Raw genomic sequence first — 18,554 nt, 5'->3', positions numbered from 1 at the left:
GCTTGGTAATGCTCTACAAACGTTGATTTATTGGCTTTTAAAGCTCCTTGTTATAATTTTAGTGGGAATGCAGGATTTATTGTTAAAGATCTTTTGGATTGGTAAAATTAAAGTGACCTAAGGGGTCAAGCAATTAAAGGAGGGAATATCTAGTGAGTGCAGAATACGATGTAATTATTGTCGGAGGTGGGCACAACGGACTTACAGCTGCCGGCTACCTGCAAAAAGCAGGCATGAAAGTGTTAGTGCTGGAAAGACTGTCCAAAGCAGGAGGTGGAGTTGTTTCAGAAGAAGTAACTCTACCTGGGTTCAAACACAATATTGCTTCACAATTCCATGGTATTATCCATCTAGGGCCAGTGTACAAAGATTTAGAGCTGGAGAAATTCGGTGCTCGTTATGTTTGGCCGGATGCTCAATTCGGCTTGGCGATGGAGGATGGACGTGCTGCCATCGTTTATCGTAATCTTGAAAAGACATGCGCGAGTATCGCCCAATTCTCCAAGCGTGATGCCCAAACATACAGGGAATTAGCACAAATTTTGCGCGTTCATTTTCTCTCAAGCATTTTGCTGAACAGGAATTACAGATCGTTGGGATTTTAAAAAGATTTCTTGAGATTTCTACAGCTAATTCGATGTGTTTTGCTAACGTGGCTAAGCAGAATGAACACTTTTGTCAGGCCCTAAATATGTCATCACAAGCTGTGGTCCTCGCTGATAAACAAGGAAATATTCAATATTCCAACCCTTCAGCCCAGGTACTTTCTTTAAGTGCCTTTGGTCCAGATAAGCAGGTAGTCATGTTGGAAAAGATGATGAAAAACAGCATCAAAATATCAGAATCATTGAATTGTGATGAAAGTCATAGTATTAGGGCTCGTGTTTGCCGTATTCCAGGGTCAAACAATATCGTGGCCTTTTTAAATAGAAAAGCTGTTGTCCCGGATTTTTCGGTTATGGAAGGGATTTTGACCAAGCGAGAGATTGATGTACTGAGACTTTTGGCTCAAGGCATGCACAATAAGGAGATTGGGGATACCTTGTTGGTGTCTGTGAATACCGTGAAAAGACACTTGGACAATATGTATACCAAGTTGAATGCTTACTCTCGGGCAGATTTGGTGGTAAAGGCTTACAGTTTTATTAACGCAAAAAACAATTAGTGTTCTCTTTGCGTGAAACAATATAGGATTCACGAGCTATATAAGAATTTCACTTGAAGAGTCTATCTAAATTCATAAGAATGAGTGCTAAAAACGCATGAGGAATGGTTTCTAACCCCATGAAAATATTGACGGGAAAGTTAGGACGCCCATTGTCATTGGAGTATAACGGGGCAAAATGTTCTGAAGTCCTCCAACAGATTGAAGAACACCTTGATCTAAAAGCCACAACTGAAATCCAACGCTTAGAGCGTTTTCTAAAAGAGCAAGCGACCTACAGTGAAGAAGAGAACCGTTGGATTGCCAAAGGAGCTCAGGAGATTTCATCCAAATCTCTTCAATCCGCTTATGATTCCGATGCGACTTACTGAAATAAAAACGGTAAGAAGCATGTGGGCTATGCCTTAAATCTATCCGAAACCTGCTCCGATGAAAATCCAGTTCAAATCGTAACTCATTATGACATTACCCCCAATACGACGAGTGATATCGAGTTACTTAAAAGGGCCCTCCCGACTCTTTCTGAACAGGGGATCAAAGATGTGTATACTGATGGCGGTTATTATAGCCCAGAAACCAAGGGATACCTGTCGCTATTTGACACGAAAACGTACGCTACTCTAAACAACCCCTATCTTGGCGTCCCTCCCGCTTAGGGTAATGTCTTGCTTAACTGGTTCGATTGAATATTGGTAAGGTCGACCACTGAAATTATTTTCCAGATCGTTTTTGGGCGGTCTGGATTTCTTCGTTTCTTTTTACCTTTTGCGTTTTTTGCACCCCTTCGTTAAAAGATGCAAACCTTAAAACAAAGGTGTGCATTTTTACTAAGGGGTGTGCACCTTTTAACGAAAGCCCAAAACAATCATTCTGTATGTGCTTTGTTCCCCAGACCCATCACGTCAGACGATAATAGAGCTATATCGGGGTTGAATGGAAGCATGAACTGGAGAGAACGTAAGACCTGGAGGTTCCGGCTTAAGGGCGGTTCATAATGAAGGTTTAGAATCCCCCTCCTCTTAGCTGTCAGGCGTAGGTGGGGGAATGTTCAATGCAAAGTTTACACTTTAAGCTTTAGTAGCTTACGAGCATTTCCTTCGTAAATAGCATAACGGTCAGCTGCGGAAATGTTTAAGCTGTCGATAACTTCGATAGTCCAGCGAATAAAGGCTGTTCCCTTCTCAGGATCAAAAGGAGCGTCAGAGGCGAACACTACCTTATCTACACCGAAGAAATCCAAACCACATTCTGTGGCACCTTTTGCCCCACTGAGTGCGGTATCACCGTAAAACATATGGAAATAGTCTAATGGTCGCTTCTTTAGCCTTTTGAGTACTAGCGTTAAATCTTCATCAGAAGTCCTAGCACCTAGTTGATCCCAGCCGGGACCGACTCTACCCGCAAAGTATGGGATCATTCCCCCAAGATGGTGAGTAACAATTTTAATATTAGGGTGCTTGTCGAAAAGCCCCGAGAATACTAACCGAGCACAAGCCGCGCTTGTCTCATACGGCCAGCCAAAGGTCCACCAGATTTCATATTTACTTTTGGTTTCGCTCTGATAATCTGAGAAACTAGCCGTACGGGCCGGGTGAAGAAAAATGGGCAGGTCAAGTTCCGCCATGAGATCAAATATCGGCGCGAATTCGGGTGCATCTAGTGGTTTACCAAGAACATTAGTGTAAATCTGAATACCCACCGCACCTAGGTCATTTATAGCTCGTTTCGCCTCTACGACGCATCCTTCGGGATCGTTCATTGCTACTCCAGCGATAAATCCAGGGAATCGATCCGGATATTTTGCTATTAAGTCCGCCATACAATCGTTACCTAGTCTCGCCATATCATTAGCATTTGCGCCAAAAAATTCTATTGGTGGTGCGGCTATGGTTAATACTTGCCTATAATCGTCACCAAACAGGTCCATGTGGCGGAAATGAAGATCAAGGTCAACCATGCAAGGTATTTCACTTACTCGTTTGACCATACCATGTTTAGGGACTAATTCAACCATCCTGTCGAAATATTTTTTAGGCAAGAAGTGATTATAGATGTCGATTTTCATTATAATTTCCCCTTTCGATTCTCCAAGCAACTTTTAAGAACTTTGGAGTGTTTAAAATGATCGAAGTTATTGCTACAGATGCAATATTAAAAGAAAATTAAATATTTAGTCTCCTTAGGTTCCAACAATGGTATATTATATTATCGTAAGCGTAAAGTGCTCCTCACCTAAACGCCCCAATTCTTATCCTGGATGAAGCGACAAATGGGCTTGATCCAATGACAGAACGGGACGCGATTACTTTTCGCAGAGCTGATTTTAGGACATGAAAATTAGCACATTACATATAATATCTGTTACTAATGTACACATCTATGAAATTGGTGATTTTGTTCGTGCTATAAACTCACTTGCCTTGGTTGCTTGCAGATCCCATTGATACCTCAAGCTTGAGAGAAAACACTGGGGAGGATCATAGTGAAGCATAAAATTATTATCTTTAGTATTTCAAGTCTAGTTCTACTGATGACGGGTTGTGCTCCGTTTCAACAATTACCAGAGCGGATAACACAGCAGGTTACACAGGAATTCGAGCAGCAGAAGAAGCAACTGGTTACCCGTTCCTTATCCCTCATACCGAGCAAGAAAGTGACCGCTGAGGAAATCAGGGAAGTAGAAAAAGAGGTCGTTGAGCTGATCAACCAAGATCGCCAGAAAAATGGCCTTAATTCGGTTGTCTGGGATCAGACAGCGGCTGATGCTGCCCGAATGCATGTCCAGGAAGAGGCTGATTATGGGTATATCAGTCATTGGACCATGGAGGGGGTAAAGCCTCAACGTCGCTATACGTTGGGCGGAGGCTTGGATGCAGTGCAAGAGAACCAGAGCGTCACACTTTGGCTCAATGATGGGTTTAAGGGGATTTCAAAGGAAGAACTTTCCAAAGTCGTTGCAGAGCATCAGGCGTCCATGGTGAACGAACAACCTCCTGAGGATGGACATCGCAAAAACATCTTAGAACCGCATCATACCGGAGTCGGAGTAGCGATTTCAGTAGGGAAATACGGGGTTGCAATGGCGCAAGAATTTACGAATCATTATATCGAGATGCAGCCTGTTCCTAAAACGGCTTCTCCAGGAACAAAAATAACCCTAGCAGGCAAAGTGTTGCCAGGGTATACCTTGACGGGAATCTATGCACTCTGGGAAGCACTTCCCCAGCCTTTAACAAAGGAAGAACTGATGCAGACTCATTCCTACGGAGGTCCTCCTTCAGATAACTTGTATTTCTGGGCACGACCCAAAGCGGCAGGGTATTATATCGCAACGAAGTCCGGAAATATCATGGCTACGAATGTGACAGTCGATAAAAATGGAAATTTCACTCTGCAAGTTCCGCTATCTGAGAAACATCAGCTTGACTATATTTCTATAGAAGTTGCCCCGAGCGCTAACACGAAGGATCAGTTTATCGCTGCTGAGTTTGTCCTTCAACACTAATTCCAATAGAAACGAAAAAGATGTCATGACTATAGTAATAGCAAGACATCTTTTTTATTTAGTTCTTTCCCTATATCAAGTAAGAATTGGAGGTCTCACTTAAGGGAGAGGGTTTAAGTTAAAGGAGATTCCGAATGTTTAAGAATTCAACCGGTTGCTCCGATAGAATTCCGTTGATTCGCCATTTCCCATCTTCTTTTTCTAAGCTCAGTGTTGTGCTATACCGATTTAATGTCTCTATACCGTTATTAGAAACATTAGCCTTGAATTGCAGGTAGATAAAACCTAAGTTCGGTGAGGTCTTTTCTACAGCTAGAATTTGAGTACTCACAACTGAAGATTCAGCTTGGACTGCCTTTGCAGCAATGTAGCCCTTCTCAAGAATACCTTCATAGGTTGCTTGGTACTTCTGGGTGAGAAGGGGAAGCATCTTTTTGCCTTCTTCTAAATAATTCTCTTGGTTATAGGTATAATAATGGTTCGTAAACTCTAAAGCTAGGGACTCTATTTCCTTACGGTCGGATGGATTAAGTGGCTCGCCTTGTGATGAGGCAAGTACTGCGCCAGTGGGGTAGAAGTGTGTTAACCCAGGAACCCCATACCCTAGAAGGAAAAGGGAGGCTAGAAGTACCGAGAAGACCCAAACACTACGTTTCATTTGCTCCACACTCCAGCTCATGAATTTTACATATTACTTCGAGATAGAGGGTGAAAAATCCTTCCGATTATTAGGAATGTTTAGAAAAGTATATAAAATTATAAATTCTATAAATTATATTAAACAATTCCTTCGTCATGAATGAAGGAAAATATGCGTCTAATAAGGAAGAAGGAATAATAGAATACCTGAAAGAAGGGAATGGGAAACGAATGAGAAAAAAGGTTCGTCAGTTAGCACTTCCGATTGCATTTATTCTTCTGGCCCAGACGGCTTTTCCTGCCTCTAGTATGGCCATGGAACAAAAAGCCGTTAGTCCAAATTATGGGATATCAGGAGAAGTATCTCAAGCAGTTAATACGAGTCAGCCGGTGAAAATCGAGATTAGTCTGGAAAAAGCAATCACGATCGTTAAGCAGAACTTCGAGGTCCCGGGAGAATTTACAGAATTCACTTCAGGATATAACAGTTATAATACGAGACAGACCTGGTCCTTGAATTGGCGTGCGCCTGGAGAAACGGGTGGGAACTTCATGGCTCAAGTCGATGTAAGCAATGGAGAAATCATCAATGTCAGCTCCTGGAAACCAGTAAAAAGTGGCTCTGGGCTTTATGTTTCGAACTATTCCTATAATCAAGCCAAGGAGATCGCAGAGAAGCTCGTCAATAAAATCCTAAGTGATCGGATCAATCAATTAGAAATTGTTCCTGAGAATACTCGCGTTATTCCCATCACTGATTATGGACCCGTGACTTACTCGGTGCAGTGGAAGCGGGTCGTCGATGGAGTTTCTTTTCCGAGTAACGGGGTGACAGTACAGGTTAATGGCAATGACGGAACAATCTCGGGCTATACCTTAAATTGGAGTAAAGAAAGCTTTCCATCCACACAAGGTGTAATTGGGGAAGTGAAAGCTCGGGAGGCGTTTGAAAGTAATAAGCTCCTTGAGCTTCAGTATTTTGTTTCCCCCATTATTCGGCCATTATCTACATCCTCCTCAAAAGGGAAGGTCCAGCTGATCTACCAGCTAAGTAATAGCTCCTTTAACGGAATCATTGACGCCAAAACGGGCGAACCGTTAAGGTTAAATTCAGGAGAGTGGCTATCCAGCGAAGAAATGGCGGATGCTGTAGGTGGGTACGGTGGTGCGGCGAGTAAAGGTGCTGCTGCACAACTCCTAACTCCAGAGGAGCAGAAGGAAATCGAGAAAAGTGCACAGCTCATCACCCAAGATCAAGCCATAGAGGCCATTAAGAAATGGGTAGAAATCCCTGAAGGACTCACGCTTCGTAATGCAAACTTAGGAGCAGAGGGTGGCTTCAATCAAAACCGAGTTTGGAGTTTCGATTGGAATAGTGATCAAGCAAGTAAAGAGGGGTATCACTATATTTATGGGCGGGTCGATGCAGTGACAGGGGAGGTCCTCGGATTTAATACGGATTCTCCTTATCAGGGAGCTGAAAAACCGCAAACGATTGATCGCACCTCGGCAAAAGGGTTAGCCGAGGAATTTTTGAAGAAGATTCAACCGGGACGACTCCAAGAAGTGAAGCTTTTAGACACCTTGGAAATGGGTCATAATTATCCAGAAGATCAAGTGAGGCAAGAGTTTCAATATCAACGGATCGTCAATGGGGTGACCTTCCCAGGAAACGGTGTATCAGTCACTGTGAATACGGTCACGAAAAAAGTGATTGGGTTCAATATGAACTGGTGGACGCTTGATTTCCCAGCTGTTTCCGAAGCGATGGGTCAGAATCAGGCTCATGATACCTTCCTTGCCGCGAGACCTCTTACACTTAAATATGTTCAACTCTATAAAAATGGTCAGCCAGGGGAAATTCGTTTAGTCTATCAACCAAAGATTGAAAATTCATTAACCGTTTCGAATCGAATAGACGCTAAAACAGGACAATTTCTAGACTGGCAGGGGAGTCCCCTTTCTGAACTCCCAAGACCCTATACCTTTAAGGATATCTCCGGGAATTTCGCCGAGAAGGAAATCAGCCTCCTCGGTCAGGCAGGAGTCTTTGGGGAATACGGGGATCAATTTAAACCCGAGGAAAATATTACGGTTGTGGCCATGTTAAGAGGTATGTTGATGGTCAAAAATGGAGTTTGGATGAATCAGCCCATGAAGGATGACGAGGTTCTGAAGCAAGCTAAGGAGCAGGGATGGTTGAAAGAGGAATTAGGTGCAAACGAAGCGATTAACCGTGAGCTCCAAACGAAGCTTATCATTCGGATGCTACAGCTAGAAAAGATTGCACAGATGGAGGGCCTCTTCCAAGCGCCTTATGAGGATTCCTCATCGTTTAGTAGTGGAAGTCTTGGCTATGTCGCTCTAGCGAAGGGACTCGGGGTAATGAAAATTGATGGGACGAAGTTCGAACCCACTCATACGGTTACCCGAGCTGAAGCGGCCTATGCAATTGTTAAAGCCCTAGGGGCAAATCGTTAACGTACTTTAAGGCGAACCATTCAATAGGGTCATGTAGCTTCTCGCAATGGTCTAAAAGACAGTTAGGTGTTCTAGGTAGAGCACTTGACTGTCTTCTGTTTTGTGGAAATATAGAACAGGTTTTATTTATCTTTGAATTATTGATTAAAATAACTAATTTGGAAGAAAGGGGAAGAAATGTTCGATGACCGGATTAAAGCGAGCTGAATATGCTGTGAAAAGGAAGCTGCGCGTATGGGGCATGTTTGAAAGGAGTTGCAATGATGAGTACCATGCCAATGACCGGTGATTTTATTAGGGAATCTTTAGAACTCCATCTCTTTTGGGCAAGGATTATGAAAGAGCATGCAATCTTCATTGAGGACGGGTTCGAGTGTAAAGATGTCACTTGTATCCAGGAAGCGGACGCCTTCAAATGTCAGTTTGAAGAAATTTTACATGAAACAATTTGCTTGGCGAATGGATTGGTAAGTAGAGACGTTTTGCAATCAGGGGAGTTGTTCACTGATAAGACCTTGATGGCAGAGCAGAAAGTCCAGGAACTGAGTGGAATAGCTATTGCTACCCCGTTAACTGTAGAAGAGATGAACCTGCAGCCCTTCATGGGGATGGGGGTCACTATGGTCCCGTGTGAACCCGGTATTGAGGAAAGTGTATGTGCACTTCATGAAAAGGCTTTGGCATGTGCGTACTCCTTATATGTATTTACGGAACGGATTTATGATGAAGTAGTTCAAAGATGCTGCTTATACACACACAACTATCCGACAATATTTAAACACCAGATGGAAGAAACTAAAATGTATATGAAACACATTCAACGACTTCAGCATTACCAAATTATTGACCCTACGTTTCATATGGTTGAGATGGAAATGTTTTGGAACCATATCATGAAAGAACATGCCGAGGTTATTCGGCAGATGCTTGACCCTACGGAAGAAAATCTGATTGAAAAGGCTGATATGGAAGCCAAGAAGTTTAAAAAGCTTGAAAAGCAATTCAAAGACGGAACACAACCTAGGCTGAGCCTCAAACAAATTACAAATGAAAGTATCAGAGCTACAGAAGAACTTAAAAATTTTAAGGCTACAGGAACCGACCTGATTCTTGCGTGTCGGTTGAAATCTGTTATTTCACCTTTACTTGGTGATCATGTCTTGAGAGAGGCCTATCACTATCTTAGAATTCTTGGAATGCCTCTACCCGAGTTCAGAGGTGGGAAGGGGTAAGAACTAAAAATTGGATAGTGATAGCTCCAAGTACTGGAGCTATCACTATTTTTGATAAACGAGTTGGCTTTTGTTATCGAGTGATTAGAATCAAGGTACCTCTTTCTAATCTAGTTATGCTTTTATGAGGAAAAGGGGGAGCTTACTATGATAATGAAGAGGGTAAAGTCTATTCGTTAGTGGAATAACCTGGTTTTACTTCCAGAAGGGCAACCTGCTATAATAGTATTAGAAAATTCTACCGTATATGAACAGAGGAAACCATGAAGGATCTTCGAAATATTGGAATTGTCGCACACGTAGATGCAGGAAAGACGACCTTAACTGAACAAATTCTTTTCCAATCCGGTCTCGTTCGAGAATGAATGGGAGTATGAACGAGCCAGAGCAATCTGGAGATCGTGTGCTTTTAACGGGTAAGGTTCCGGTGGCAACGGCCTTATCTTATCCTATAGAACTTATCTCTTTGACCTCAGGAAAAGGGTTGATCGGACTAAACGGTGGTGGGTATGACCCCTGTCATAATGAAGATGAGGTCTTACAAGAGAAAACTCTGCTTAAAATGGAACATCTTTCAAACAGAAGAAGATCGACTCTATACTTCGGTTACCCTCTTTAGAGAAAAGAGAAAGATGAAGAAGGTCACGACCTGTGGCGGTTGGCCATCGAATAAAGATAAGTGAAAAAAAGGAGAGATTAATATGTCGATGAATAAAGAAAACCTTCAGATTGGTTTTGTTGGCACAGGAGTTATGGGAAGAAGTATGGTTAAAAACCTTATGAAAGCAGGCTATTCCTTGACGGTTTATAACCGAACGAAAGCTAGTGCAGAGGAACTCCTTAACCTTGGTGCAGGCTGGGCTGATACAGTTTCTGAACTTGCATCAAAATGTGATATCGTGATTTCGATCGTCGGCTATCCTAAAGATGTTGAGGAGGTTTACTTAAGTGAAGCGGGTCTCATCCCTAATGCCAAAGCAGGGAGTATCCTGATTGATATGACCACTTCAAGCCCGCTTTTGGCCAAAAAAATAGCTGAAGCAGGTAAAGCAAAGGGGATAGAAACTTTGGATGCTCCTGTTTCAGGAGGAGATATCGGGGCAAGGGATGGGAAACTTGTTATCATGGTCGGAGGCGAGTCGCACGTCTTTGATGAAGTTAAACCTATCTTTGAAGCGATGGGGACCAATATTATTCTACAAGGGCCTGCAGGCGCCGGACAGTACACTAAGATGTCTAACCAGATTACGATTGCTTCTGGGATGATTGGAGTATGTGAAGCGATTGCATACGCTAAGAAGGCAGGACTTGATCCGAGCAGAGTCTTAGACAGTATCGCCGGAGGTGCGGCTGGAAGTTGGTCTTTAAGCAACCTTGGTCCACGGATGATCGCAGGAAATTTCGAGCCAGGATTTTATGTTAAGCATTTTATTAAGGATATGACCATTGCTTTAGAGTCAGCTAAGGAAATGGGCTTGATGACTCCCGGGTTGGAACTCGCGAAGTCTCTTTATGAGCAATTAGCCTCTGAGGGAGAAGAAAATAGCGGTACGCAAGTCCTTTATAAGCTATATACAAAGTAGCCAGAACTATACTTTTCAACGGGGCAAGGCGCTGCTATAATTTGGTCAATTAAGATTCAATGTCTTGATTGGCCATTTTTTGTAGCAAAATCATGTACAGTTACTTACGGAGCATAATGACAAGTCCAATAAGAATAAGAAATATGGGGATGATCAACCCGAAGTTTACGATTGTAGATAAGGCGCCGTAAATCATAGTAAGGTAAGCCAATAGAGTTACACAACAGAGAAGAAGGATAGGAATAAGAAGAGGACGTGGACGGTTGGAAGAAAGGTAGAGTTGGAAAAGACCGAAGGACACAGCTAAGAGATATAACGGCCAGGTGTATTCTGCATAATTCCAATAGGTCAGTGTCTCAAAACCGAAGACTAATCCAGTGACCAGGAAAATCCCCCCGGGAACGAGCAACCCGGGGTTCTTTTTTTGCCTAAAGTAACCCCATTCAAAGTAGGCACCCATGAGGATGATGAGCAAGGGCCAAAGTGAGGGGATACTATTAATTCGGAATCCAAACAGGTTATAACTCAAGAGAAGAATACCTAATCCTACCAGGACAATTCCCCAAAATAGGTTTTCCTTTTTCATAGAATTCCCTCCTTGAAATACACCTAATAGATAGTTATGTTCTAAAGACAAAATTAAGAGATTGGCCTAATAAAAAGGACAAAAGTTGAATACGATGATGAATTACTCTGATAGGAACGGGCCAAGAACTCTTGTCCAATGCTGAGATTCATAAGACCTATCTTGGGGAACAGGTTATAAAATAGGTATAAGCCTCTGAAATTGCTGAGAATTTCAGAGGCTTACTCTTTTATATAGTTCACAATCAATACAAAGTTTGCGACATATTTTTTTGAAACATTTAAAGAGGCTTATTCGTATGTATAGTTGAAAGAGTAAATGATAAAAAGTAAAATGGTATACCTAGAAGTTGATTTGACTTTATAGCATGAATGACAGGAGGTAAATACAATGGCAGACCGTTTGTATCGTTCGACACGGGAGAAGATGGTCGGAGGAGTATGCGGAGGACTCGCCGAGTACTTTGATGTCGATGTAACACTTGTTCGGTTAATCGCAATCTTTACCATGTTTATGGGAGGCGTGGGATTCCTGGCTTATATCGCTGCCCTCTTGATTATCCCACGAGACAAGGGGGAGCGCCCCGCGTATGGTGGTCAAGGGGACAATGTACAAGATATTGTGAATGAGGTGGTTCAGAACGTACAAGAGACCGCAAAGGGTTTCGGTATGGATGCAGAGCACTTCGGTATGAATGCACAGCGTGGGTTTGAAAAGAGGTATACCCATCGAAACAAAACCGCTGGAGTCATTCTCATCCTTCTAGGGATACTTTTTCTGCTCAATCAATGGTTCCCGGTGTGGTTTGCCTTAAGTAAGATGTGGCCCCTCGTTTTCATCATCATTGGAGCCACAATGCTTTGGAAGAAAGCTTAGAACCCGATTCGGGTTAAGACTAATCCACCTAATTTTTTTATTAAAGGTAGGCAAACTCTTTTGGCTAGAGGGATGCCTACTTTTTTTGCGAGCGGAAGGCCAACGTTCCGAACAAGAGGAGGGCCTATACGTTGCGCAATTGGAGGACCTATTCGACGCGCGAGAGGTGGGCCGAATTCCCGAAATACTGAAGGGCCCAGAGTCCTTAGAAGATTCAACCCTTGTTCTTGAAAAGCTGCTCCAAAGTCGAAATTTGAGTTTGGAGTGTTCTGAGAATCTGGAGTTATGCTTTTTTGTGGAAACAAGGGGATTGGATTAGGAAGATGTGTGGACTGCCCTGAAGAGAGTGAGTGAGAACTAGGATCCATAGAAGGGGCAGGTGAAGCAGTCGGAAGCTTCCTTTGAAGAGGTTGGGGGACAGGTTTAGGAGTGCGTATTGGTTGCATGTTTTGTATAGGTTGAATGTTTTGTAAAGGTTGCGAAAAAAGAGGCATTATTTTCCCTCCCGCTATTTAGAATGGGAGTCATTCTACTGCAGATTATTCAGCATCATGGAAAATGTTCCTAATAATAGTATAATCTGCTTAAATATTTTAGGAATGAATCATTAGTAATCATAGTGAATGAGTAATTACCATCAAGAACCTAATGAATTCATATACTCGATGCTGTATCATCATATTGAAGTAACGAAAACGGCAAGTATATCAGATTGAGTTACATAAGGAGCCGAAGTAACTTGTTTCGTCGTTGCGGATTAAATTATTTTATTATTGGGGGAAAAATCATTAATGAAAAAGTCGAGAGCTCGTGTTTTATCTGGCACTATCGTTGCAACCATGATTCTAGGAACAGCATTCCCGGCAGCAGTATTCGCTAATACCACTGGCACTACAGCAGGTGAAACAAAGAGTTCTGTTGAGCGTCTTTATGGAGCAACTCGTTATGAGACAGCAGCTAATGTAGCAATGCAAGGTTGGGAGACTTCGAAGGTCGCTATCTTAGCGCCTGGGATGGATGAAAACCTGGTTGATGCATTGACCGCGGCACCCTTTGCAAAGTCAATTGATGCACCTATTCTTTTAACTGAAGGGAATACGATTCCCAATGCTACTGTAGAAGCTCTTAAAACTCTCGGAGTCGAAGAGGTCTATACTGTAAGTGGCGTGATTAAGAAAGACGCGTTGATCAAAGCCTTTGAAGATAATGAGTTGAATATTACGGTTAAGGGTGAATTAGGAGGACAGGATCGTTTTGAGACTGCGAAGAAGATCGCTGAGCAACTAAAAGATGTAAACGGTATTATGGTCACAACTGCTTACACCTATGCAGATGCACTTTCTGTAGCTTCAATTGCCGCTGCAAAGAATATGCCGATTCTGTTGGCAGATCAAGATGGACTTCCTAAGGTTGAAGCAGACTACCTTGCGAGCATTGAAGGCCAAGTGAAAGAAACCTATGTCTTAGGTGGAGAAGCCCTCATTAGTGAGGCAATCTATGACAAACTTCCTGGCAAAGATGGCGAAAGCAAGAATCGAATCTTCGGACAAGATCGTTTTGCGACAAATCTAGAAGTGTTAAAGAAGTTCCCTGAATTACAATATGATAAGGTCTTTGTCGCTAATGGTCAAGATGAGCACCTCGTGGATGCATTAGTCGTTTCTTCTCTTGCTGCCCAAACCAATTCTCCTATCGTTTTGGCAGATAATGAGCTCAGTAAGGAAGTAGAGAATTATTTGCTTCCGAAGTTGAAGGGTAACAATATTGTCGCTTTAGGTGGTTCTACTGTCGTAACAGATAAGGCTTTGACCTATAATCATGTTCGTCCTCAAGACTTCGGTGTTATGCAGTTTTCTGGAGTAAACGGTTATAGTGTCGGGTTTGAACTGGTTGGTGGGAAGACAGCTAGAGACTTAGACAAAGTAGAAGTGACCCTTTATAAAGGCGAGTCAGTTCTCGCTAAAAATGTAAGTCTTAATAAACTCTTTAATTCCTACCCTACAGCAACACAACTTTCCACACCGTTTAATATTGATGGAAACTTTACTGTGGATGGTTACTGGACGTATGGACAATATAACGGTACGATCCTTGACGTTCCGACGAAGGCTGTAATTACGGTTACTTTCCTAGATGGAAGTGTATACCAGGTTGAAAATACAAACGTGACAGGAAATACAGGTGACTTAAACAAGGAAGCTTTAAACCATGTGAAACCCCAAGATTTTGGAGTTATGCAAGTATCCGGTGTCAACGGATATAATGTAGGGTTCGCTTTACAAGATAAGGATCCCGCTGATTTGGAAAGCATTGAAGTGAGCTTGTATAAAACGGATGATAAAGAAGTCGACACTTTATTGGCTACGAATACGGCGACTCGTAAGGAAAACGCTAAGCTCTTTGAATTAACGGGCAAGCAACTTTCTACACCCTTTAACATCGATGGACCTTTTGAAGCTGATGGCTATTGGACTTACGGTGACTTCAATGGAACCGTTGAGGATGTCCCGAGCAAAGCAGTTATCACGATCGAGTACCAAGATGGACGTAAATTTACAGTTCAAAATACTCAATTGACGGGAGATAGTAAACTCCTTGCGGCTCCAGCGATCGCTTCAGGACTTGCTAGCGAGTTAACGGTTGGAGAGACTGCAGAGTACGATGTAACAACTGCACCCAATAGTTTTGTAGTTACTCCGGATGCAGCAAATACTAAAGTCCTTGTTAAGCTGATCTTAACAGATGGGGAAAAAAATGATATTGCGATCCAGTACCTTGAGAACGACGGAACCTATAAGGATTTAGCTTTGGATGAGAATAATAGTGCTCTCTATGGCCCACAGGGAGGTTTCCCCTTCATCAGCGGAGCTAGCAAATTCAAGACAACCTTTAATAAGGTTGGCACCTATAACTATACTTTGGAAGTTCTAACTGTAGCTACAGAAGATAAGGAAAGCGAAGTTCTAGCCACGTATGAAGGACAAGTTCTCGTTAAAGAGGCAGCAACGACGAACGAATAAGAGAATAATTAGATAAGAGTACTTTAAAGGAGGGGTTACCCTCCTTTTTTTATATGCCTAGAAACCGATGCCTGACAGAATTTGAATTGAGTCGCACTCAGCCTCTTAGGTGTCTTCATCATAAAGTTAATCTAGATAAAGGTAGGGAACAACCCCTGTGTAATCCGAAAAGGAAGGATTCTTCCTCCTTCGGAACGAACGGGGGTTGTTCCCTATGATTATCTTGCCGCCAGAGGAGCCGTTCCCCAATTCGTAGCGGAGGGTTCTCCAACATAACCTATCTGTAGATTCCGAGCGAGCTCAGAGTTTAGGCAGACCAGGTCATCTCTACCTAAATCGGTGACTGTCGTTTTTCCCATGGCCTGGAGTGCCATTTTCATTTCTGCTTGACAAGAGAAGAGGAAATTAGCTAAATGTTCGCTTCCTTCTTCCACATCGAATTCAGTCTTGAGTGCTCCATCATAAAGTGCTAGCTGATGAGCGGTATGTTCCAAAGAAAAACCCCGACAGATAAGCGTCGGGGTGAGAATAGTTATGGTTATTAATTCACTTAAGCTAAAGCAATGGCTTCAATCTCAATGATTGCATCTTTAGGGAGGCGGGCAACTTGTACTGCTGAGCGTGCTGGTGGATTCGTAGGGAAATAGGCGCCATAAGCTTCATTCATTGCTGCAAAGTCATTCATATCTCTGAGGAAAATAACGACCTTAACAATCCTGTCCATCGAAGTCCCAGCGCTTTCTAAGATGTTTCGAATATTCTCAAGGGACTGCTGAGTTGCTTTTCGAATATCAGCTTCCAATTCTCCGGTCTCTGGGTTAAGGGGTAATTGACCGGAAGTAAAGACCAAATTCCCAGCGTGCATACCTTGTGAGTAAGGGCCAATGGCCGCTGGTGCTTTATCGGTGTGTAAAACTTTAATTGTCATAGCGAACCTCCTGCAGAAACTCTTCTCTGAGAGTTTCTTATTCATATTTATACATTTTGCTCTATAGCTCTTTTATTATATCACCAACCGCGCTCAGACATCCTCTCATTTTTGGACAATGTTGAAATTTCAAGACCAGGCATGGCTTCCCCGAGATCTTTTGATACTTGCGCGAGAATATCCTTATCCTTGAAGTGGGTGGTGGCAGTAACGATTGCCTTTGCACGGGCCATTGGATCCTTGGATTTGAATATTCCAGAACCAACAAAGACTCCATCACAACCGAGTTGCATCATGAGGGCAGCGTCGGCTGGAGTTGCCAATCCACCGGCCGCAAAGTTAACGACAGGCAAACGTCCCAGTTCGGCGACCTGGACGACAAGATCATAGGGTGCAGCCAGGTTTTTGGCTACGGTCATTAACTCTTCTTTCGGTAGATTCTGCAGACGACGAATTTCGCTCATCACCATACGCATATGTCGAACCGCCTCTACGACATTCCCTGTACCAGGTTCCCCTTTAGTACGAATCATAGCAGCTCCTTCCCCAATGCGTCGGAGCGCTTCCCCTAGATTTTTGGCGCCGCAAACGAACGGCACGGTGAATTCATGTTTATTAATATGGAACTCATCATCAGCAGGGGTTAAAACTTCACTCTCATCGATATAATCTGCACCTAGCGCTTCAAGAATCTGAGCTTCTACAAAGTGTCCTATCCGAGCTTTTGCCATAACAGGAATCGTTACGACATCCATAATCCGTTGTATAATCGTGGGATCAGCCATACGGGCTACCCCACCAGCTGCACGGATATCTGAAGGGACACGCTCGAGGGCCATGACGGCACAGGCGCCTGCTTCTTCCGCGATTTTTGCTTGCTCGGGAGTCGTTACATCCATAATGACTCCGCCCTTAAGCATTTCGGCTAATCCCTTTTTGAGACCCCAGGTACCTCTCTCGGCCATGGTTAACTCCTCCTTTTGTTTACGCCAGTTGGCACAGAAGCTGGGCACAGTGATGTGAATCACCGTGCCCTTAATAAACGTGTTGAATTTAACTCAGTTGAGAGTGCAGAATAAACTACGTTAACAGTCTAGCCTTCGATAGGTTTTAGACGGCAAAGGAAATGACGGAGAACTTTAGGCTCATAGGTGAATTCTAAGCCTTTTACTTGATCACGGCGCTCCCAGATATTTGCGAGAGCATCCACGACGACATCCATGTGGCGATCCGTATAGACGCGGCGGGGGATTGTAAGGCGCATGAAATCGACATCGGCCTTTTTCTGTTCACCCGTGAGCGGATCGCGGCCGAGAAGCAAGGAGCCTACTTCGACTGGGCGAACACCCGCTTCGATATACATTTCGTTACAGAGTGCTTGAGCAGGGAACTGATCTGCTGGAATGTGAGGTAGGAATTTACCGGCATCGACGAATACAGCATGTCCTCCGACAGGCCATTGGATAGGGATACCACGCTTACGGAGTTCTTCGCCGAGGTATTCAACTTGTCCGATGCGGCTCTCAAGATAATCAACGTCTAATCCTTCATGAAGGCCGACCGCGAGCGCTTCCATATCACGACCTGAAAGGCCGCCGTAGGTAACAAATCCTTCCATAGGCACACAGCTCGTTGAAGCGGCTTGATAAAGCTCTTCGTCATCTTTAATCGCAATCATTCCACCCATGTTTACGATGGCATCCTTCTTGGCACTCATGGTAAGGAAGTCAGCCATGGAGTACATTTCACGAATGATGTCTTTGATGCTCTTATCAGCGTAGCCAGCTTCACGCTTTTTAATGAAATAAGCATTCTCTGCATAACGAGCAGAGTCCATGTTAATCTTGATGCCGTACTTGTCGGCAATCTTCTTGACACCACGGACGTTTTCCATGGAGACAGGTTGACCGCCTGCAGAGTTACAGGTGACGGTGACGATGATGAAGGCAATATTTTCGACACCTTTTTCTACGATGAAGTTTTCTAACTTAACGAGATCAAAGTTCCCTTTAAAGGGATGCTCTTTTTGGGTATCAAAGGCATCCTCGATGACGAGGTTTACAGGAATCATGCCATTCAACTCGATATGAGCCATGGTGGTATCAAAGTGCATGTTACCTAAGACATATTGACCTTTGTGTCCCATAAGATGGGGGAAGAGGACTTGCTCTGCTCCACGTCCTTGGTGAGTGGGAATGACATAGTTATAGTTGAAGATATCTTTAACGGCATCCTTCACTTTGTAAAAGGACTTACTTCCTGCATAGGCTTCGTCTCCGAGCATGAGAGCTGACCACTGCTGGTCACTCATTGCACCAGTACCGGAGTCTGTAAGAAGGTCGATATAGACATCCTCTGCTTTGATAAGGAATGGGTTGTAACCTGCTTCCTTTAATCTTTCGATACGCTCTTCGCGAGAAATCATGCGGAGCGGTTCTACCATTTTAATGCGGAAGGGTTCTGCTTTTCTAACCATAAGTGTTTATCCTCCTTTAAATGCCTAGATGATGTTGTGAATCTGTATTACGTGAACTGCAAT

17 protein-coding genes and 1 pseudogene are annotated in these 18,554 nt (G+C 43.3%); 11 read left to right on the top strand and 7 right to left on the bottom strand.

Annotation, left to right across the window (positions count from 1 at the left end; translation table 11 throughout):
• Positions 1–152: 152 nt before the first annotated feature.
• The 3 genes from ACZ42W_RS18220 to ACZ42W_RS18210 all read left to right on the top strand — a co-directional run bounded on the left by ACZ42W_RS18220 (position 153) and on the right by ACZ42W_RS18210 (position 1,536).
• A complete protein-coding gene (locus tag ACZ42W_RS18220; protein ID WP_464166682.1) occupies positions 153–605 on the top strand; it encodes a phytoene desaturase family protein in 453 nt (150 codons plus the stop codon).
• 47 nt (positions 606–652) lie between these two features.
• Complete coding sequence (locus ACZ42W_RS18215) at positions 653–1,165, top strand: response regulator transcription factor (protein WP_464166681.1); 513 nt, start codon at positions 653–655, stop codon at positions 1,163–1,165.
• A gap of 119 nt (positions 1,166–1,284) precedes the next feature.
• Positions 1,285–1,536, top strand: a complete 252-nt coding sequence (locus tag ACZ42W_RS18210; RefSeq protein WP_464166680.1) for a hypothetical protein — start codon at positions 1,285–1,287, stop codon at positions 1,534–1,536.
• A gap of 689 nt (positions 1,537–2,225) precedes the next feature.
• Here ACZ42W_RS18210 and ACZ42W_RS18205 read toward each other — a convergent pair.
• A complete protein-coding gene (locus ACZ42W_RS18205; protein ID WP_464166679.1) occupies positions 2,226–3,230 on the bottom strand; it encodes an amidohydrolase family protein in 1,005 nt (334 codons plus the stop codon).
• Positions 3,231–3,647: 417 nt separating this feature from the next.
• Here ACZ42W_RS18205 and ACZ42W_RS18200 point away from each other — a divergent pair, with 417 nt between their 5' ends.
• Positions 3,648–4,670, top strand: a complete 1,023-nt coding sequence (locus ACZ42W_RS18200; protein WP_464166678.1) for a CAP domain-containing protein — start codon at positions 3,648–3,650, stop codon at positions 4,668–4,670.
• A 118-nt stretch (positions 4,671–4,788) separates the two neighbouring features.
• Here the strand turns inward: ACZ42W_RS18200 and ACZ42W_RS18195 are convergent, their stop codons facing one another.
• Positions 4,789–5,328: a hypothetical protein gene (locus tag ACZ42W_RS18195; protein ID WP_464166677.1), complete on the bottom strand. Its 540-nt coding sequence runs from the start codon at positions 5,326–5,328 to the stop codon at positions 4,789–4,791.
• 212 nt (positions 5,329–5,540) lie between these two features.
• Here ACZ42W_RS18195 and ACZ42W_RS18190 point away from each other — a divergent pair, with 212 nt between their 5' ends.
• The 5 genes and pseudogenes from ACZ42W_RS18190 (at position 5,541) to ACZ42W_RS18170 (ending at position 10,605) form a co-directional block, all read left to right on the top strand.
• Complete coding sequence (locus ACZ42W_RS18190) at positions 5,541–7,790, top strand: YcdB/YcdC domain-containing protein (RefSeq protein ID WP_464166676.1); 2,250 nt, start codon at positions 5,541–5,543, stop codon at positions 7,788–7,790.
• 260 nt (positions 7,791–8,050) lie between these two features.
• A complete protein-coding gene (locus ACZ42W_RS18185; RefSeq protein ID WP_464166675.1) occupies positions 8,051–9,022 on the top strand; it encodes a DUF2935 domain-containing protein in 972 nt (323 codons plus the stop codon).
• Positions 9,023–9,285: 263 nt separating this feature from the next.
• Positions 9,286–9,384 (top strand): annotated as a pseudogene (locus tag ACZ42W_RS18180) (GTP-binding protein); the annotation flags it as partial.
• An 11-nt stretch (positions 9,385–9,395) separates the two neighbouring features.
• Entirely contained in the window at positions 9,396–9,641 is a 246-nt protein-coding gene (locus tag ACZ42W_RS18175) for a hypothetical protein (RefSeq protein WP_464166674.1), read from the top strand.
• A gap of 88 nt (positions 9,642–9,729) precedes the next feature.
• Positions 9,730–10,605: an NAD(P)-dependent oxidoreductase gene (locus ACZ42W_RS18170; protein ID WP_464171078.1), complete on the top strand. Its 876-nt coding sequence runs from the start codon at positions 9,730–9,732 to the stop codon at positions 10,603–10,605.
• Between the two features lie 100 nt (positions 10,606–10,705).
• Here the strand turns inward: ACZ42W_RS18170 and ACZ42W_RS18165 are convergent, their stop codons facing one another.
• Positions 10,706–11,191 (bottom strand): LiaF transmembrane domain-containing protein, encoded by a 486-nt coding sequence (locus tag ACZ42W_RS18165; RefSeq protein ID WP_464166673.1) that lies wholly within the window; start codon positions 11,189–11,191, stop codon positions 10,706–10,708.
• Between the two features lie 390 nt (positions 11,192–11,581).
• Between ACZ42W_RS18165 and ACZ42W_RS18160 the strand changes: the two genes are divergently transcribed.
• The gene (locus tag ACZ42W_RS18160; RefSeq protein WP_464166672.1) at positions 11,582–12,067 is read left to right on the top strand and encodes a PspC domain-containing protein; all 486 of its coding nucleotides are present in this window, start codon (positions 11,582–11,584) and stop codon (positions 12,065–12,067) included.
• Between the two features lie 791 nt (positions 12,068–12,858).
• Entirely contained in the window at positions 12,859–15,087 is a 2,229-nt protein-coding gene (locus tag ACZ42W_RS18155) for a cell wall-binding repeat-containing protein (RefSeq protein ID WP_464166671.1), read from the top strand.
• 218 nt (positions 15,088–15,305) lie between these two features.
• Here ACZ42W_RS18155 and ACZ42W_RS18150 read toward each other — a convergent pair whose 3' ends face one another.
• The 4 genes from ACZ42W_RS18150 to ACZ42W_RS18135 form a co-directional block, all read right to left on the bottom strand.
• On the bottom strand, positions 15,306–15,581 hold the full coding sequence (locus tag ACZ42W_RS18150; protein WP_464166670.1) for a hypothetical protein: 276 nt from the start codon (positions 15,579–15,581) through the stop codon (positions 15,306–15,308).
• Positions 15,582–15,637: 56 nt separating this feature from the next.
• Entirely contained in the window at positions 15,638–16,015 is a 378-nt protein-coding gene (locus ACZ42W_RS18145; protein ID WP_464166669.1) for a RidA family protein, read from the bottom strand.
• Between the two features lie 80 nt (positions 16,016–16,095).
• Positions 16,096–16,980, bottom strand: a complete 885-nt coding sequence (gene pdxS, locus ACZ42W_RS18140) for a pyridoxal 5'-phosphate synthase lyase subunit PdxS (protein ID WP_464166668.1) — start codon at positions 16,978–16,980, stop codon at positions 16,096–16,098.
• A 128-nt stretch (positions 16,981–17,108) separates the two neighbouring features.
• Positions 17,109–18,491 carry a tryptophanase gene (locus ACZ42W_RS18135; protein ID WP_464166667.1) on the bottom strand — a complete coding sequence of 461 codons (1,383 nt, stop codon included), beginning with the start codon at positions 18,489–18,491 and terminating at the stop codon, positions 17,109–17,111.
• Positions 18,492–18,554: the final 63 nt, after the last annotated feature.

Source organism: Desulfitobacterium elongatum (genome assembly GCF_055378975.1).
Note: the sequence above shows the minus strand (reverse complement) of the source record. Positions and strands in the feature narration are given on the sequence as shown.

Coding starts and splice junctions, on each gene's coding strand:
- ACZ42W_RS18145 (WP_464166669.1), bottom strand. CDS start 16,015: ATGACAATTAAAGTTTTACACACCGATAAAGCACCAGCGGCCATTGGC.
- ACZ42W_RS18165 (WP_464166673.1), bottom strand. CDS start 11,191: ATGAAAAAGGAAAACCTATTTTGGGGAATTGTCCTGGTAGGATTAGGT.
- ACZ42W_RS18135 (WP_464166667.1), bottom strand. CDS start 18,491: ATGGTTAGAAAAGCAGAACCCTTCCGCATTAAAATGGTAGAACCGCTC.
- ACZ42W_RS18175 (WP_464166674.1), top strand. CDS start 9,396: ATGAACGAGCCAGAGCAATCTGGAGATCGTGTGCTTTTAACGGGTAAG.
- ACZ42W_RS18155 (WP_464166671.1), top strand. CDS start 12,859: ATGAAAAAGTCGAGAGCTCGTGTTTTATCTGGCACTATCGTTGCAACC.
- ACZ42W_RS18190 (WP_464166676.1), top strand. CDS start 5,541: ATGAGAAAAAAGGTTCGTCAGTTAGCACTTCCGATTGCATTTATTCTT.
- ACZ42W_RS18170 (WP_464171078.1), top strand. CDS start 9,730: ATGAATAAAGAAAACCTTCAGATTGGTTTTGTTGGCACAGGAGTTATG.
- ACZ42W_RS18185 (WP_464166675.1), top strand. CDS start 8,051: ATGATGAGTACCATGCCAATGACCGGTGATTTTATTAGGGAATCTTTA.
- pdxS (WP_464166668.1), bottom strand. CDS start 16,980: ATGGCCGAGAGAGGTACCTGGGGTCTCAAAAAGGGATTAGCCGAAATG.
- ACZ42W_RS18205 (WP_464166679.1), bottom strand. CDS start 3,230: ATGAAAATCGACATCTATAATCACTTCTTGCCTAAAAAATATTTCGAC.
- ACZ42W_RS18195 (WP_464166677.1), bottom strand. CDS start 5,328: ATGAAACGTAGTGTTTGGGTCTTCTCGGTACTTCTAGCCTCCCTTTTC.
- ACZ42W_RS18160 (WP_464166672.1), top strand. CDS start 11,582: ATGGCAGACCGTTTGTATCGTTCGACACGGGAGAAGATGGTCGGAGGA.
- ACZ42W_RS18210 (WP_464166680.1), top strand. CDS start 1,285: ATGAAAATATTGACGGGAAAGTTAGGACGCCCATTGTCATTGGAGTAT.